The sequence below is a fragment of the Colwellia sp. BRX10-4 genome (assembly GCF_014077465.1).
GTDB lineage: Bacteria > Pseudomonadota > Gammaproteobacteria > Enterobacterales > Alteromonadaceae > Colwellia_A.
On sequence record NZ_JACGVZ010000009.1, the window covers coordinates 89,306 to 105,674 of the forward strand.

The 16,369-nt window shown below is 37.8% G+C and carries 14 protein-coding genes and 3 tRNA genes; 6 read left to right on the plus strand and 11 right to left on the minus strand.

The window, feature by feature from the left end:
• Positions 1-10 precede the first annotated feature (10 nt).
• Genes H4J67_RS09425 through H4J67_RS09435 form a run of 3 tightly spaced genes read left to right on the plus strand, consistent with a single transcriptional unit; the run spans position 11 to position 3,218 of the window.
• A complete protein-coding gene (locus H4J67_RS09425) occupies positions 11-1,216 on the plus strand; it encodes an efflux RND transporter periplasmic adaptor subunit (protein ID WP_182171286.1) in 1,206 nt (401 codons plus the stop codon).
• Entirely contained in the window at positions 1,217-1,990 is a 774-nt protein-coding gene (locus H4J67_RS09430) for an ABC transporter ATP-binding protein (RefSeq protein WP_404842788.1), read from the plus strand. It begins immediately after the preceding gene.
• Positions 1,983-3,218 carry an ABC transporter permease gene (locus H4J67_RS09435; protein ID WP_182171289.1) on the plus strand — a complete coding sequence of 412 codons (1,236 nt, stop codon included), beginning with the start codon at positions 1,983-1,985 and terminating at the stop codon, positions 3,216-3,218. The genes H4J67_RS09430 and H4J67_RS09435 overlap by 8 nt, the downstream gene beginning before the upstream one ends.
• Positions 3,219-3,354: 136 nt before the next feature.
• On the opposite strand, the gene H4J67_RS09440 is transcribed toward H4J67_RS09435, so the two are convergent.
• Both H4J67_RS09440 and tpx read right to left on the minus strand, forming a co-directional pair.
• The gene (locus tag H4J67_RS09440) at positions 3,355-3,846 is read right to left on the minus strand and encodes an Hsp20 family protein (protein ID WP_070376140.1); all 492 of its coding nucleotides are present in this window, start codon (positions 3,844-3,846) and stop codon (positions 3,355-3,357) included.
• A 295-nt stretch (positions 3,847-4,141) separates the two neighbouring features.
• Positions 4,142-4,804: a thiol peroxidase gene (tpx, locus tag H4J67_RS09445; RefSeq protein WP_182203552.1), complete on the minus strand. Its 663-nt coding sequence runs from the start codon at positions 4,802-4,804 to the stop codon at positions 4,142-4,144.
• A 172-nt stretch (positions 4,805-4,976) separates the two neighbouring features.
• Between tpx and H4J67_RS09450 the strand changes: the two genes are divergently transcribed.
• Both H4J67_RS09450 and H4J67_RS09455 read left to right on the plus strand, forming a co-directional pair.
• The gene (locus H4J67_RS09450; RefSeq protein WP_182171293.1) at positions 4,977-6,086 is read left to right on the plus strand and encodes a response regulator; all 1,110 of its coding nucleotides are present in this window, start codon (positions 4,977-4,979) and stop codon (positions 6,084-6,086) included.
• 2 nt (positions 6,087-6,088) lie between these two features.
• Positions 6,089-7,057: a GGDEF domain-containing protein gene (locus H4J67_RS09455; protein WP_182171295.1), complete on the plus strand. Its 969-nt coding sequence runs from the start codon at positions 6,089-6,091 to the stop codon at positions 7,055-7,057.
• A gap of 61 nt (positions 7,058-7,118) precedes the next feature.
• On the opposite strand, the gene H4J67_RS09460 is transcribed toward H4J67_RS09455, so the two are convergent.
• The 6 genes from H4J67_RS09460 to miaB form a co-directional block, all read right to left on the minus strand.
• The gene (locus H4J67_RS09460) at positions 7,119-8,780 is read right to left on the minus strand and encodes an amidohydrolase (RefSeq protein WP_182171297.1); all 1,662 of its coding nucleotides are present in this window, start codon (positions 8,778-8,780) and stop codon (positions 7,119-7,121) included.
• A 25-nt stretch (positions 8,781-8,805) separates the two neighbouring features.
• Positions 8,806-10,374 carry an apolipoprotein N-acyltransferase gene (gene lnt / locus H4J67_RS09465; RefSeq protein ID WP_182171299.1) on the minus strand — a complete coding sequence of 523 codons (1,569 nt, stop codon included), beginning with the start codon at positions 10,372-10,374 and terminating at the stop codon, positions 8,806-8,808.
• 5 nt (positions 10,375-10,379) lie between these two features.
• Positions 10,380-11,255 (minus strand): HlyC/CorC family transporter, encoded by an 876-nt coding sequence (locus H4J67_RS09470; protein ID WP_070376146.1) that lies wholly within the window; start codon positions 11,253-11,255, stop codon positions 10,380-10,382.
• Between the two features lie 108 nt (positions 11,256-11,363).
• On the minus strand, positions 11,364-11,822 hold the full coding sequence (gene ybeY / locus H4J67_RS09475; RefSeq protein WP_182171301.1) for an rRNA maturation RNase YbeY: 459 nt from the start codon (positions 11,820-11,822) through the stop codon (positions 11,364-11,366).
• A complete protein-coding gene (locus H4J67_RS09480) occupies positions 11,822-12,868 on the minus strand; it encodes a PhoH family protein (RefSeq protein WP_220463203.1) in 1,047 nt (348 codons plus the stop codon). The genes ybeY and H4J67_RS09480 overlap by 1 nt, the downstream gene beginning before the upstream one ends.
• Positions 12,869-12,904: 36 nt before the next feature.
• Positions 12,905-14,347, minus strand: coding sequence for a tRNA (N6-isopentenyl adenosine(37)-C2)-methylthiotransferase MiaB (gene miaB, locus H4J67_RS09485; RefSeq protein WP_182203554.1), 1,443 nt, complete (start codon positions 14,345-14,347; stop codon positions 12,905-12,907).
• Positions 14,348-14,599: 252 nt separating this feature from the next.
• Between miaB and H4J67_RS09490 the strand changes: the two genes are divergently transcribed.
• Positions 14,600-15,811 carry an FAD-dependent oxidoreductase gene (locus H4J67_RS09490; RefSeq protein WP_182171306.1) on the plus strand — a complete coding sequence of 404 codons (1,212 nt, stop codon included), beginning with the start codon at positions 14,600-14,602 and terminating at the stop codon, positions 15,809-15,811.
• A 101-nt stretch (positions 15,812-15,912) separates the two neighbouring features.
• Here H4J67_RS09490 and H4J67_RS09495 read toward each other — a convergent pair.
• From H4J67_RS09495 to H4J67_RS09505, 3 genes are all read right to left on the minus strand, one after another.
• A tRNA-Gln gene (locus H4J67_RS09495) sits at positions 15,913-15,987 on the minus strand.
• Between the two features lie 52 nt (positions 15,988-16,039).
• Positions 16,040-16,124, minus strand: a tRNA-Leu gene (locus H4J67_RS09500).
• A gap of 132 nt (positions 16,125-16,256) precedes the next feature.
• A tRNA-Gln gene (locus H4J67_RS09505) sits at positions 16,257-16,331 on the minus strand.
• Positions 16,332-16,369 lie beyond the last annotated feature (38 nt).

Sequence of the window (16,369 nt, forward strand, 5' to 3'; positions counted from 1 at the left end):
GAACTGATTGATGAAAAAAACACTGATTATAATTGCGGTCATTATTGGGCTAGTTAGTCTGGCTTATTTTAAAAAAACAGGTAAATCACAGACACTAGAAGTTAAAGTTCAGCAAGTTGCCACTGAAAATATCAAACGTTCAATTTTGGCCTCAGGCACTTTAGTTTATAAAGAGCAGGTTCAGTTACGCTCTGAAGTTATTGGCCAAGTCAGTGAAATGTTAATAGAAGAAGGTGATGAGGTGACTAAAGGACAAGTATTAATGCGCCTTGAACCTCGCACTTTCCGTGCTGATGTTGAGCAACAAGCGGCTTTTGTTCGTATTCAAAAGATTGCCATCGAGCATCAAAGCAAGAAAATTGAAAACTTAAAATCTCAATGGCAGCGCAAACATGACTTATATCAGCGAAAAATTCTTGATCGTGACGCTTATGAACTTATAGACAATCAGTACGCGTTAGCAAAAATTGATTTACGTTCTCGTCAAGAATCTTTACTGCAAGCACAAGCTACACTCGATAAGGCACAAGAGCGTTTAGATAAAACCGTTTTTCGTTCACCTATAAAGGGGATTGCGACGTCAGTTGATATTAAGCAAGGCGAAACAGCCATTAGTGGCAGCACAAATATTTCAGGCTCGAATTTAATTACTTTAGCTGATCCCTCTTCTATTCTTATTGAAGTAGAGGTCGACGAAGCTGATATTGCAAATATTCTTGTTGGACAGCAAGCCGATATTTTTGCGGTCGCCTTTCCGGATAAAGCACTTAAGGGGCAAGTTCAGAGTATTGCCACCACAGCTAAGCGCGCACAAGGTCGACAAGGTTTAAGCTTCAAAGTTAAAATATTATTGTCTGACTCAAATACTATCGCCGTTCGACCTGGCATGAGTTGTCGCGCCGAAATATATACCCAGAGTAAAAGTAAAACGATAGCGGTACCCAGTGAGTCAATCATTTTTGCTTCACAAGGAAAGAACGTTCAAGAAGACGATGAAAGCGATAACGAAGTGCTTGCAGATAATGTTGACCACGTATTTGTGCTTATTGATGGTAAGGCGGTAAAGCAGACGGTTGAGCTAGGTATCTCAAATGATCGCTTACAAGAAATTACTTCTGGCCTAAAAGTAGGTGATAAAGTGATCACAGGACCCGCAAGAGCACTTGGTAAATTAAAAGATGCTCAGTCGGTAAAAGTGATCGATAAAGAGGCATAAATGATGTCTAAAATTTCTCAAGAAAAAAAAGTGATCGCGCCAATTATTTCATTAAGAAATATCGCTCGACTTTATAAAATGGGTAATCAAGCGTTTTATGCACTGAATAATTTTGATCTCGATATTCGATATAATGACTTTATTGCTATTACCGGACAGTCGGGGTCAGGTAAGTCGACCTTGATGAATATTCTTGGCTGCTTAGATTATCCAACAAGTGGTGAATATAAACTTAAAGACAGAAATGTAGCTAAGCTTGATGAAGCGACTCTAGCGGGCATTAGAAATTTAGAAATTGGCTTTATTTTTCAAAGTTTTAATTTGTTACCCAGATCAAGTGCTTTACAAAATGTCATGCAACCATTGATTTATCGAGGCATGCCAATTAAACAACGAAGAATAAAAGCTCAGTTAGCTTTAACTCGAGTCGGTTTAAAAGATCGTGTTGACCATTTACCGAATCAGTTGTCTGGTGGGCAACGTCAGCGTGTCGCTATCGCTCGGGCATTAGTCACCGAACCGGCGATATTATTAGCAGATGAACCTACCGGGAACTTAGATTCAGCGACTACAATGGAAATTATGGCACTGTTTGATGAGCTTCACCAAGATGGTCAAACCTTAATTATTGTTACCCATGAACAAGAAATAGCCGATCGTTGTCAGCGAGTTATACGCTTAACTGATGGCTGCTTAGTTGCTGATTCATTAAATCCAAATATTGAACAGCACTATAAAGAGCAGCAACTGATAAAGGAGAGTGCTAATGTCTAGTGTTTTCTTTAAAGTTGTTGAGAGTACTCGTTCAGCTGCACATTCGGTTCGAGCTCACGGTTTTCGAAGTTTTTTAACAACCTTAGGTATTATTATTGGCGTTGCTTCAGTGATTGCAGTTGTCTCTGTCGTACAAGGATTAAGTAGCAGTATTACTTCGCAGTTTGACGATATGGGCACTAATGTTGTCAGTATTAATGCTTTTACGCCATTAAAAGAACGTCTTCAAGGCAAAGTTGCCAAACTAAGTTATCGTGACTTTTTAGAAATCCAGTATAAAGTTTCAGGCATTAGCCATATCACTCCGACAGTTGCTGCAACAGGCCCAAATGGCGTAGTTCAGTATAAAGGGGAGTCAACGGCAACACGCGTTGTAGGAACCGGTTCTAGTTATCAATCCCTATATGGCATCTTTCCTGAAACGGGGCGCTTTTTTAATATTAATGATGATAAGTCTCGACGTCGAGTCGCTGTGTTAGGGGACTCGATTATAGACAAGCTTGAAATAAAAGGTTCTGCTGTTGGTCAGTATATTATGATTGGCGGTGAGTGGTTTAAAGTGATTGGCGTGTTAGAAAAGCGCGGTAAACTTTTCGGCTTTGATCAAGATGACTTTATTCTTCTACCATACACAACAACAAGAGCCTTGTTAGGCGGTGCTGAAGAGCCAGATATTAGTATTTCGTTGCAAGTAGACGATGCTAGTCAGCTTGATAGTATCAAGCAGCATATTAAAAACTTACTACGTCGAAATCATAATTTATCTAAAGATACGGGGGATGATTTTAAAATTAGTACCGCAGAACAAATGCTTGAAACAGTCAATGATATTACCTCGAATACCACTATGGTGCTTAGTGGCGTGGTTGGTATTTCATTATTAGTGGGGGGCATCGGTATTATGAATATAATGTTGGTTTCTGTGACTGAACGTACGCGTGAAATAGGTATTCAAAAAGCACTTGGAGCAACGCGTGTAGATATACTTTTGCAGTTTCTTATAGAAGCTGTGTTCTTATGTTTACTGGGTGGTTTAATTGGTTTGGCATTAGGTTATGGTGCTGGCGCTTTGGTCAGTAACCTTATTGATTTACCATCAGCAGAAGTACCTATGTGGGCTATAATGTTATCGTTTGGTTTTAGTGCAGGCGTTGGGCTGTTATTTGGTATTATTCCAGCGGCTAAAGCGGCTAATTTAGATCCTATTGATGCGCTACGTTATGAGTAGTTAACATGTATTACAGCGATATAATTGTGTAATTAAAGAGCTTGTTAACGTTTTATATTTTATACCTCTTAAACAAAAAAAAGCCCAGTCATAGACTGGGCAAAAAATATAAGGGAGAAACATAATCAATAAAAGTTTAGCTTTCGTTTGCTCCTATCGAATGGTTAGTACTTGAAGCAGCACGTGGTTGCAGTAAACTTTTACCATTTATCGCAATTTTTCTTGGTTTTAACGCTTCAGGTATTTCTCTCTCTAAATCTATATGTAGCAAACCATGCTCCATAAAAGCACCGATGACTTTGACATGTTCACCGAGTTGAAATTTACGTTCGAAGTTACGCTCAGCAATACCTTGATGTACAAAGTTTCTTGGTGAACCATTATCGTTGACAGGTTTGGTACCGGTAACGATTAAGGTGTTTTCTTTTGATTCAATTTCAAGATCTTCATCGGCAAAGCCAGCAATAGCCATAGTAATACGATATTGGTCTTCGGCAAGTAATTCTACATTGTAAGGGGGGTAAGATGATTGCTTGTCTGTACGAGACGCTTTTTCAATTAAACCCGCTAAGTGCTCAAAGCCGATAAATGAACGGTAAAGTGGGCTGATATCTGTTTGTATACGCATAATTCATATCCTATTAGTTATACCCATAATTAAGATGTTAGGGTATTAGCAATATGGGATCTCTTTTGAATATTTCTGTGCTTACTATAACCAACATAAAGTCGCGATATAGCTAGGCTGAAATTATTATTCTCAGAGATTTAAGGTGCCTTTCAATATTGAACAGGCGGTTAATGTAGTCCCGTTTATCTTGTGGCGACTACATTAATAAAGATGGGCGCGATGTTTTATTTTTCAAGTTTTAAACTTAAATTAAAATTATTTTTAATTTAAGTTGCTGAAATGAATTGATTTATTATTTGTCGTTATTCTCTTGAACCGTTTCCATATCTAGTGCTTCAATTGGGCTTAATGCTTGTATAGTCGAAAGCGCTAATTCATAATTAGGGTGCTTTGAAATATCAGCAACAATTTCCTTGTAAGCGATCACTCCTGATGAATCAATAATAAATATCGCTCGCGTTAATAAGCCCATATCTTTAATGAGTAAGCCGTAATTACTGCCAAAGTTGCGCCACACTGAATCAGATAAGACCGTTATTTTATCGATACTTTCTGCTTCACAAAAACGTTTTTGCGCAAAAGGTAAATCATTGCTAATCGTTAATACAATAATGTCTTGGGGTAATTTAGCCATTTCTTCGTTGAAACGTTTTGTTTGTAAGGCACAGACGCCGGTGTCTAAACTCGGTACCACAGAGATAAGAATATTTTTTCCTGAGAATTCTTTGAGAGTTACTGGCACAAAGCTGGCATTAACCACTTTAAAATCAGGTGCTTTTTGACCAACATTAACTTGTGTACCTAATAGTGTAATGAATTTGTTATTTGCCTGAACCAAGTCAGTTGTTTGTTGTAAATTATCTTCATCAAATAGCTTTGCAGATGCCACAAAAATGCTCAGGCTATTTAAAGTTAAAATCAGTGAAAATGTAATAAATACTGTTAAAAATTTCATAATGTTAAGCGCGCTTAAAAATTGTTAATAGAGAGATGTTAACTTTGACGATAAAAAATAGCCATTATTTAGTGCTTTATTTCAAATATTATCTATTGTTATCTATAGATAAATAGTAAGGTATTGAGAATCATCACCACAATTATTATCTTAGAATAGGAATAACGAAAATATGTCAATACCCTTGTTAATTTGTGATGACTCAAATATGGCGCGTAAGCAGGTAGCACGTTCTTTACCTGATGATTGGGATGTCGAGATAAGCTTCGCTACTAATGGCGAAGAAGGCATTCAAGCAATAAAAGCAGGTAAAGGTGATGTACTTTTACTTGATTTAAATATGCCTGTGATGGACGGTTACCAAGTCCTTGAAACTATTATTAAAGAAGACTTAAACACTATGGTGATTGTTATTTCTGGCGATATACAGCCGGAAGCACACCAACGTGTTACGAGCTTAGGTGCTCTAGACTTTATTCAAAAGCCAGTCAATAAAACCAAACTAACAGAAATATTATTGGCTTACGGTATTTTTACCCAAGACAGCGAAGAAGAAAAGCCTTTACCCGTTGAAATCGAAAAACCGCCAGTGATAGCTCCAGCTCCTAAACATAGCGAGTTGGCACCACTGACACAAGCGGCAGAGACAGTTAGTATTGAAAGAGAACAATCAGATGAAGCGTTTTTCTTAGACCCTGAACTTCGAGACTGTTACCAAGAAATAGCCAACGTCGCTATGGGACAAGCAGGAGACTTATTAGCGCGTTTACTCGATGTGTTTGTTGTTCTCCCCATTCCTAATGTCAATTTAATTGAAGTTAGTGAACTGAGCATGGCGCTCTTTGATGTAGAAGAACAAGAAAGTACTTCGGGAATTTGCCAAGGATTTATAGGCGCGGGTATTTCTGGTGAAGCACTACTTATTTTAAATGACTCAAGTTTTAAAGATGTTGCTTCATTAATGAATTATAAGTATGAAGTTGATGAAAGTACAGAGCTTGAATTATTAATGGATCTAGCCAATGTACTTATTGGTGCTTGTTTAAATGGTGTTTCTGCCCAATTAGATATGCCTTTTAGCCAAGGGCACCCCGTTGTTTTAGGACAACATAAAAAAATATCTGAGTTGATAGCGACCAACTCTAAAAAATGGAAGCGTACCTTAGCTATCGAAATTAGTTATAGCATTGAAGACTATTCAATCAAATGTGATTTACTCTTACTCTTTACCGAAGAGTCTATGCGTACACTCAATAATAAAATCTCTTACTTACTGGATTAACTATGTCATTAGAAACATCACAAATAAATGAATTACATTGGTTAATGGAAATGTTACACACCATCGATGTAGGATTGGTTGTACTAGATAGAGATTATAAAGTGCAAATATGGAATGGTTTTATGGAGAATCATAGCGGTCTGTTACCCCGTGAAGTGAAGGATAAAGTGCTATTCCCTTTGTTTGATGAAATACCTGAAGCATGGTTTAAGCGCAAAGCTGAATCAGTATTCTTACTAAAAAATAAAGCCTTTACAATTTGGGAACAACGTCCTTATTTGTTTAAGTTTCAAAATTATCGTCCTATTACAGGGGCGGCTGATTATATGTATCAAAATACTACTTTTATTCCTTTGATGTCAGCGACAGGAATAGTGACTCATTTATGTCTCATTATTTATGATGTAACTGATAATGCTTCTCATAAAAAAGACTTAGTTAAGGCGAATAAAGAACTCGCTATTTTGAGTCAAACTGATGGCCTAACAAAACTCTTTAATCGCACGCACTGGGAGCATTGCTTACAAGCGGAATACAAGCGTTGGATCCGTAGTCAAAACCCTAGTTGCTTAGTGATGATTGATATTGATCATTTTAAAGTGGTTAACGATACCTATGGCCATGTCGTTGGTGACGAAGTTATTCGCCATATCTCAGGACTTATTCGCCATCATGTGCGTGAAACCGATGTTTCGGGGCGCTACGGTGGTGAGGAATTTGTTATATTATTAGCCGACACACCATTAGATAATGGTAAAGTATTTGCTGAACGATTAAGAGAAGAAATTGAAAAATCTGTGGTGAAATATAATGACATTGATGTTAACTACACGGTAAGTATGGGGATTGCTGAAATAGACATCAGTATTGAAAGTTATGAAGCTTGGATTGAGTGTGCTGATGCGGCTATGTACCGAGCAAAAGATAATGGTCGTAATCAAATATGCTTGCACCCTAAGCAACTAGTTTAGTGCGTTATAAATACCTAATAAAAAAAGCCCTTACGGGCTTTTTTTATGTAAAACATTTACTTTAATGAGCGTAAACTTTTTTTCCGTTTACCCAAGTCGCTATGACTTTATTCTTCCAGATATCTTGTTGGTTTTCCGTAAAGTAATTATCCTCTAATAAAATAAAGTCAGCCTTTTTACCTTTTTCTAAGCTCCCTAAAATATTTTCTTGGTGTGCTGCATAAGCCGCGTCAATAGTAAAAGTTGTTAAGGCTTCTAAGCGTGTCATACTTTCTTCACTGAACCAGCCATTTTTCGGTTGGTTCTGATGATCCTGACGGGTGACTGAAGAGTGCAAACCAAAAAATGGATTAGGAGATTCCACCGGAAAATCTGAGCCTGCAGCGATTATAGCTTTGGCATTCATCAATTTACGCCACGCATAAGCACCTAAAATACGTTCTTCACCAATTCGGTCAACAGCCATGTTTTTATCACTGGTTGCGTGTGTTGCTTGCATTGAAGCGATAATGTTGAGCTCAGCGAAGCGAGGAATATCACTTAATTGTAATATTTGTGCATGTTCAACTCTATGACGAAGCGTTTTGGTATTTGTTGCTTTTATTTGGTGTTGATATAAATCTAGAACCACTTTATTAGCATTATCACCGATGGCATGAGTATTAACCTGAAAACCTGCCTTCATCGCAGTATTCATATACAAGGTTAACTTTTCTTTATCATGTAACATCAAGCCTTTATGACCAGCATGGTCTGAATAATCAGCAATTAAAGAGGCGCCACGACTACCTAAAGCCCCATCGGCTTGAATTTTCACACTATTAAAATTAAGCATGTTATCACGGCTAGTGAATGGTCCTTGCTTGAGTGTTTCCTGCCAATTTTCAGAGGGTAAATACAACATAGCGTTAACACGCATAGGGAGGGCGTTTTCATTGCTCAATTCTTTGAATAGCTCAAGGTTATCAGTAAAAATACCAGCATCATGAACACTGGTTAAACCAAAAGAGACCAATTTATTAAGTGCTTTTTTTAAAACTAATTTTTGTTCTTGCTTGGTCAAAGGGGCAATACTTTTAGTAATCAAATCCATGGCATTATCAATAAAAACACCTGTAGGCTGACCCGAATCATCTCGAATTATATCGCCACCTGTTGGACTTTGTGTCGCTGATGTTATACCGGCAAGCTCCATCGCTTTGGTATTGGCCCAGCCCGCATGTCCATCAACACGTCTTAAGAAAACAGGTTTGTTAGGAAAGTGTTTATCTAGCGATTTTGCTGTTGGAAATTGAGTATTTTCCCATTGAGTTTGGTTCCAGCCTTGTCCTTGTACCCAAGCAATATCTGGGTTTGCCTTTGCATAATTTACGGCTTTCTTTACGGCTGATTCTTCTGAAAGTGAGCCAAGTACATTTGCTTGCATCAAACTTAAACCGTAACTTAATATATGACCATGAGCATCAATTAAGCCCGGAAGTAGTGTTTTACCTTGGCCATCGATAACAGTCATCTGTCCGGATTTAGGTAATAGTTCACCGATGATAAAAAGCTTATCAATTTTATCATCGGTAAATTGAATAGCGGTAAACTGCTTTAATTCTTGGTCAGCTAAAGTATAGCCTTGAACATTAGTGATAAGAGTTGTTTCTGCGAAGGCGAAACTGGTAGAGGTTAGTAAAAAAAAGATTAAAGTGGATAGGTGTTTAGTCAATACTTTCATAAATAAATCCTAGGTATTATTGTTTTTATGTTTTTTTATTGAGCATAGGATAAAGGCAGAAAAATAAAATTAATAGTATTAATGGTAATAACCAGTGAATAAGTTGCCAATATTGGCTATAAAAAGTCTTTCCATGGACGAGTTCAAGCTCAGCTTTAAGCACAGCGTTGGTAAATTGTGGCAGTGTGGCTTGAATATTTCCTTGGTGGTCAACGATAGCTGTTACACCATTATTGGTGGCGCGTAGCAGGGGGCGACCAAATTCCAAAGCGCGCATGCGAGCAATGTCTAAATGTTGATGAGGTCCATGTGAGTCGCCAAACCAAGAGTCATTACTAACCGTGAGTAAAATGTCAGTTTTGTCGGTAAAATTAGCAGCTAATTGCTCAGGAAAAGCAATTTCAAAACAAATAAGTGGTAATAGATGAACGCTTTTAGCAACAAGGTTGGGTTGAATATAGTCACCTCGGGTAAAAGAAGAATATTGTAAATTAAATATTGGCGCAATTTTTCTTAATACGTCACCAAAAGGCACAAATTCACCTATGGGTAGCAGGTGGTTTTTATAATAGCGGTTACTATGGTTATAACGGTAATGCCCAGTATCGTCGTTGCTTTCTTTCTTACCGATGACAATCAGTGAATTGAAATAGGTTTTTGATTGATATTTGTAATCTAAAATACCGGTAATAATAGCACTATCATTAAGTGCGGCAGATCTATCGGCCATGCTGAGAAAGTCTTGTGCTGCGAGTTCTAATGCTGTTACTGCTGACTCCGGCCAAACAATTATGTCAGCATCATAATTTTCTCGGCTGTGATCTAGGTATTTTAATTGGATGGGCCACTCTTTTTCGGGCTGCCATTTCATTGATTGTTCAACATTACCTTGTATTAAAGCAGCGGTGATTTTTTTGCTGGTCGGTGTTACCCAAGCAACATTCGTTAATAAATAAGCAGAGAGACACACAGCAATCAATAAGAGTATATGTGTCTTGCGATAGCAGTTATTTACAACATTAATAACCGCAATACTAATTACCAGCAGCAAAGCACTTATCCCTATTTCACCAATAAGTGGTGCAAAATTCGCTAGTGGGCCATCGATTTGGCTATAGCCAATTGAAAGCCAAGGAAAACCAGTCAAGATGTTAGCACGTAAATATTCTGAAATAAGCCAGCAGGGTGGCAGTAACCACAGTGAGAATTGTTTCTTTGGCGCAAACCTCGTTGATAAATAACAAGCAAGTGCTGGATAAAGTGCCAAATAACAACACAATAATACCATCAATAATAGTGAGAAAAATAGTGGTAAACCACCAAATTGATCGATACTGACATGCACCCAACTAATACCGCTACCAAACCAACCAAGTGCAAAGATGAAACCTTGTTTAGTAGTTGTCTTTACATCAGTACCATTAATAGAATGGAGAAATAACGGCAGCACAATAAGCATCAGCCACCATAATGAAAATGGTGCGTAGGCCAGCACTAAGCTAAGCCCAGCAATGAAGCTGAGCCAGTTACGCTTATTAAATAAGTTGTCGCGTAGTCGCTTTAGTAGGCGAGTGCCTAGTGTTTTTATCGCCATTGAGGTTAGTCGACTATCTTTCCATTGATTTTATGGTCTTTTGGAATCGTAATATGTAAGCTTTGGATACGGCGATTATCGCCAGCGGTGACTTTAAATTCAAAATCACCAATCGTCATTATTTCACCTTTTTTAGGCATATGGCCAAATTGATGTAACACTACACCACCAATCGTATCGGCATCGTTGCCATCAAACTCAGTATTAAAATATTCATTGAAGTCATCAAGCTCTGTTAATGCCTTAACTTGATAAACATTACCGGCAAGATACTTAATATCTAGTTCAATTTCATCATCTGTTTCATCTTCAATTTCACCAACAATTAATTCAAGAATATCTTCAATGGTCACAACACCAGAAACGCCACCATATTCATCAACAACAATTGCCATATGATAACGCTGCGAACGAAACTCTTGTAATAACGGTTCAACTCTTTTACTTTCTGGAACAATAATCGATGGACGAATTATTTTGGCTATGATGCATTCTTCTTGTTGACCAAAGCCGTAAGCGAGCAGATCTTTAGCGAGTAAAATCCCCTCAATGTGATCAATGTCGTCGTTAATAACAGGAAATCTAGAGTGACCAGACTCTAATATGATCGGTAAAGAATGTTCAATCGGATCGTTAATATCAAGCGTGACCATTTGCGATCTTGGGATCATAATATCACGCACTCGCATATCAGAAACTTCTAATACACCTTGGATCATTAACTTGGTTTCTGGTTTTATTAAGTCGCGGTCTTCAGCGTCATTTAATACATCAACCAATTCGTCTTTACTTTTGGGCTCTCCGGTAAAGACCTGTACTATTTTATCAAGTATCGATCGATTTGCAGAGCCGTTGCTAGAGTGGGGGTGGTCATCGCTCATAGAGCTTATTTATTTCCTGTAAGGTTAACTTGTTGCTTATTTTCTAATCAATCGAAAGTAAATTCAAGTAGTAAGTGGTTATTTATCTATGAATTATAAAGGATAAATTTATTCATTTATAATATAAGGATCGGATATATCGAGTGCTTTAAGTAATTTTTTTTCCAGTGCTTCCATTTCTGTGGCTTCAACCTCATCAATATGATCGTAACCTAATAAATGTAAGCAGCCATGAATAACCATATGAGCCCAGTGATTATGCAGTGCTTTGTGCTGTTCGTCGGCTTCTTGGGCGACGATGTCAGCACAAATTACTAAATCACCGAGTAAGTCTAGTTCAATTTCTGCTGGTACCTCAAAAGGAAATGACAAAACATTGGTCGGTTTATCTTTTCCACGATACTGTAAGTTCAGAGATTGGCTTTCTTTAACATCAACGAGACGTATGGTAAGTTCAAAATCTGTTTTATCATTATTTAAAGCGATATTTACCCAAGATTGAAATTGTTCATTGCTGGGCAAATTTTTGGCATCACAAGCATGTTGAAGATCGAGTAGTGTTGCCACTATTGATTATCCATTGCATCAAGCGCCGCTTTATTTCTTTTTTCATCTTTTAAACGTTTTTCTTTTTTTTCAAAAGCATCATATGCATCAACAATTCTAGCCACAACCGGATGGCGGACAATATCTTTTGATTCAAAGTAGTTGAAACTAATGCCTGGAATATCGTCAAGTACTTCAATCGCGTGACGTAAGCCTGATTTAGCACCACGTGGTAAATCTACTTGGGTAATATCACCGGTGATAACAGCACGGGCATTAAAGCCAATACGGGTTAAAAACATTTTCATTTGTTCTACGGTCGTATTCTGACTCTCATCAAGAATTATAAAAGCATCATTTAATGTTCTACCACGCATATAGGCAAGAGGAGCAATCTCAATGACATTGCGCTCGATAAGCTTTTCAACTTTTTCAAAACCCAGCATTTCAAAGAGTGCGTCATATAATGGGCGCAGGTAAGGATCCACTTTTTGTGATAAATCACCTGGAAGGAATCCCAATTTTTCACCCGCTTCAACGGCTGGGCGTGTTAACAAAATCCGTCTAACTTCTTGCTTTTCTAAGGCTTCAACAGCACAAGCAACGGCTAAATAGGTTTTACCCGTACCCGCAACACCAACGCCAAAGCTAATGTCATTACTCATAATGTTATGTACATAACTTTGTTGGTTTGGATTACGAGGCTTGACGACACCACGTTTGGTTTTTATGGTCACTAACTTGTCGAAATCAACATCAACTTTAGTGGGCTCTTGCTCAAGCACCTTGGCGTCTAAAATAGCAAGATGGACCATTTTTTCTGTGATCTCTCTTAGCTCATTTTTTACGGTTGCTGTTTCAATATATAAATTCTTAAGCAAGACAATGACAGCTTCACAATTTGCGGGTGCGCCCATCACTTTAAATGCATTGCTGCTGTAACTTATTTTCACACCAAGGCGACGTTCAATGGTTTTCAAGTTATCGTCCATTGAACCACATAAATTCGCTAGGCGATTATTATCAAGCGGTGTTAAGTCAAATTGTTTGCTAATACTTGTAGTCAAATTTATATCCGTTTTTATAGGCTAAGGTTTTAATCATTAAGGCGTAAAACTACCAACACCTAACTCATCGATGTTACTACTTTTGCTCGTATGATGACTATTGGCTAGGATGTCTTGTGGAGAATACGCTATGCGTAAGCCCATTTCACTTTCTTCGCGCACTAATTCACCGCGCAGCGAGTTAGCATAAACATCAGTAATTTTAATATCAACAAATTGACCAATGACGGTGTGAGGAGCAATAAAGTTAACCGTGCGGTTATTTTCTGTTTTACCGCGTAATTCCATCGGATTTTTCTTTGAAGGACCTTCAACAAGGATACGCTGTTCCGTATTCAACATTTGACGTGCAATACGTAATGCTTGATGGGTAATTTGGTCTTGAAGCACTTTTAAACGTTCTTTTTTAGTGATATCGGAAATATCATCAATCATATCTGCTGCTGGTGTACCAGGGCGCGCACTGTAAATAAAACTAAAGCTTAAATCGAAATCTACCGCTTTAATTAAATCCATTGTTGCTTGGAAATCAGCATCCGATTCACCAGGAAAACCAATAATGAAGTCTGAACTCATGCAAATATCTGGACGTGCTTTCTTTAATTTTCGAATTTGTGACTTATATTCTAATGCAGTATGACCACGTTTCATTTGCGTTAAAATTCTATCTGAACCACTTTGTACCGGTAAATGTAGGTGACTTACTAGCTCAGGAACGTCTTTGTAAACCTCAATGATATCATCGGTAAATTCAATCGGATGTGATGTTGTATAGCGAATACGGTCAATGCCATCAACAGTAGCAACCAAACGCAATAACTCTGAAAAGCGACAAATTTCATCATCGTGCGTAATACCACGATAGCCATTAACGTTTTGTCCTAATAAATTAACTTCACGTACACCTTGTGCAGCAAGTTGAGCTATTTCATATAATACATCGTCAAGCGGACGACTGACTTCTTCACCGCGTGTGTAAGGTACAACACAGAAGGTACAGTATTTACTACAGCCTTCCATAATCGACACAAAAGCGCTAGCGCCATCAGCTTTAGGTTCAGGAAGACGATCAAACTTTTCAATTTCAGGAAAGCTAACATCAACAACAGGATTATGATCACCAGTAACTTGTTGGATCATTTCAGGTAGGCGGTGCAATGTTTGTGGACCAAAAACCATATCAACATAAGGCGCACGCTGGCGAATAGCATCACCCTCTTGAGAAGCAACACAGCCACCAACACCAATTAATAAACCGGGTTTATTGTCTTTGAGATGTTTCCAACGCCCTAGCTGATGAAAAACCTTTTCTTGTGCCTTTTCGCGTATAGAACAAGTGTTTAATAAGATGACATCAGCATCTTCAGCTTCTTCAGCCAATACAAAACCATGCGTTGAGTCTAATAATTCCGCCATTTTCTGCGAGTCATACTCGTTCATTTGGCAACCCCAAGTTTTGATATATAGCTTTTTACTCATTAACTTTCCACTCATTAAATATTTAAAAATTTAGACACACTAACATGAAATTTATTGCTTCACTGTTAGTTCAATTTAAGGATGCATATTTTACTCCTTCTTGACGCTTGACGCCAGTACCCGATTCAACTTTAAATGGCGTGTGTCTATCTGATTTTAATTATTGACCGCAACCATTAATAATATTCGTATAAATGATATAGGTTGGTTAGAATAACTTTGAAAAATCATTAAATAAAAAGTGTAAATTTTATGAGCAATTTTGATTGTGTAGTTGTTGGTGGTGGAATGGTTGGCGCGGCTAGTGCGTTATCTTTGGCAAACTTAGGGTTAACTGTAGCGGTTGTTGAACCAAAGCAGCCTGTCTGTTTTAATGAAACACAAGCACTAGATTTACGTGTTTCAGCTATATCGCTTGCTTCTGAGCATTTGTTGACACAATTGGGCGCTTGGCCACAATTAAAACAATGGCGAATGTGTCCTTATAAACGATTAGGTGTTTGGGAAAATCAGGCAAGTTATACCGAGTTTAACGCCGATGATATTGGGCAATCCCATCTTGGCCATATTATTGAAAATCGCCTAGTCCAGCTTGCCTTATGGCAGCAAATTAAAACTCACAGCAAGGTGACTTTATTTGCACCAGCGAGTTTAGAAAGCTTTATTGAACATCAAAATGAAATAGCAGTAAACTTGGCAATTAAATCGGCTGAAAAAGAGTGTGGCGAAATAGAACAAATTACCACTCAATTATTAATTGCGGCTGATGGCGCTCATTCACAAGTAAGAAAACTAGCTCATATAGGTATAACGGGTTGGGATTATCAGCAATCAGCAATGCTTGTAAATGTTGAAACTCAGCATTTACAACAAGATATTACCTGGCAACAATTTTTTCAGACTGGCCCAATTGCTTTCTTACCGTTACCAGGAGAAAGTCAATTAGGTGGTTATGCTTCCTTGGTTTGGTATCATCAAAAAAGCGAGATAAAAAGGTTGTCGGCTTTATCTAATGAACAACTGCAAAGTGAAATCATTGAAAAATTTCCGCAACGAATAGGCCAAATAAAGGTTATTAATAAAGGAGCATTCCCACTGACTCGTCGACATGCTAATACTTATCAAAAAGGTCGAGTATTATTATTAGGTGATGCAGCGCATACCATTAATCCTATGGCAGGGCAGGGGGTAAATCTTGGCTTTAAAGATGTTAAGGCTTTGCAAACCGTCATAGCCAGTGCGATTGGTAATAATGAGTGTTGGCACTTACCTGAGGTTTTATCACGCTATGAATCTAAGCGACGATTAGACAATCTTTTGATGATGACGACTATGGATTCACTGTATGCAACGTTCAGCCACCCATCACCAGCCATTAAACTCTTTCGAAACCTAGGGCTGAATATGGCTAATAAGATACCTTTTTTGAAAAATAAGGCTTTAGCTTACGCTTGTGGTGTATAAGTTGAAGTAAAAATGGGTCTTAAAAGAAATTTTTTAATGCAGTAAGAGATTAAGTATCAAGATAAAATGTATTGGGTGTTTAAGGTAAGATTTGAAAATAATGGCAGGGGTAAGAGGATTTGAACCTCTGAATGACTGGATCAAAACCAGCTGCCTTACCGCTTGGCTATACCCCTGTAATATCACTTATTTTCTAACAACTATCATGATGATATCTGTTAATTAGAATGGTACGGGTCAAGAGACTTGAACTCTCACATCTTTCGATACTGGAACCTAAATCCAGCGCGTCTACCAATTCCGCCAAACCCGCATTGTTTCTAATAATACTTAGCGTTAATAGCCTTGTAGATATTTCAAATAATTATTATGTCACTCAGTAATGTTTACTATTTTTTTAATAAAGATTAATTACTTCTTAAAAAAGGAATCTTAAACAATAAAGTGGCAGGGGTAAGAGGATTTGAACCTCTGAATGACTGGATCAAAACCAGCTGCCTTACCGCTTGGCTATACCCCTGTAGGTATTCTAAATAACAAGTAAATATGACACTTATT

What these genes read in the sequence shown, in the direction of transcription:
- H4J67_RS09425 (WP_182171286.1), top strand. Translation starts at nt 11, where the DNA reads ATGAAAAAAACACTGATTATAATTGCGGTCATTATTGGGCTAGTTAGT.
- H4J67_RS09430 (WP_404842788.1), top strand. Translation starts at nt 1,217, where the DNA reads ATGATGTCTAAAATTTCTCAAGAAAAAAAAGTGATCGCGCCAATTATT.
- H4J67_RS09435 (WP_182171289.1), top strand. Translation starts at nt 1,983, where the DNA reads ATGTCTAGTGTTTTCTTTAAAGTTGTTGAGAGTACTCGTTCAGCTGCA.
- H4J67_RS09440 (WP_070376140.1), bottom strand. Translation starts at nt 3,846, where the DNA reads ATGCGTATACAAACAGATATCAGCCCACTTTACCGTTCATTTATCGGC.
- tpx (WP_182203552.1), bottom strand. Translation starts at nt 4,804, where the DNA reads ATGAAATTTTTAACAGTATTTATTACATTTTCACTGATTTTAACTTTA.
- H4J67_RS09450 (WP_182171293.1), top strand. Translation starts at nt 4,977, where the DNA reads ATGTCAATACCCTTGTTAATTTGTGATGACTCAAATATGGCGCGTAAG.
- H4J67_RS09455 (WP_182171295.1), top strand. Translation starts at nt 6,089, where the DNA reads ATGTCATTAGAAACATCACAAATAAATGAATTACATTGGTTAATGGAA.
- H4J67_RS09460 (WP_182171297.1), bottom strand. Translation starts at nt 8,780, where the DNA reads ATGAAAGTATTGACTAAACACCTATCCACTTTAATCTTTTTTTTACTA.
- lnt (WP_182171299.1), bottom strand. Translation starts at nt 10,374, where the DNA reads ATGGCGATAAAAACACTAGGCACTCGCCTACTAAAGCGACTACGCGAC.
- H4J67_RS09470 (WP_070376146.1), bottom strand. Translation starts at nt 11,255, where the DNA reads ATGAGCGATGACCACCCCCACTCTAGCAACGGCTCTGCAAATCGATCG.
- miaB (WP_182203554.1), bottom strand. Translation starts at nt 14,347, where the DNA reads ATGAGTAAAAAGCTATATATCAAAACTTGGGGTTGCCAAATGAACGAG.
- H4J67_RS09490 (WP_182171306.1), top strand. Translation starts at nt 14,600, where the DNA reads ATGAGCAATTTTGATTGTGTAGTTGTTGGTGGTGGAATGGTTGGCGCG.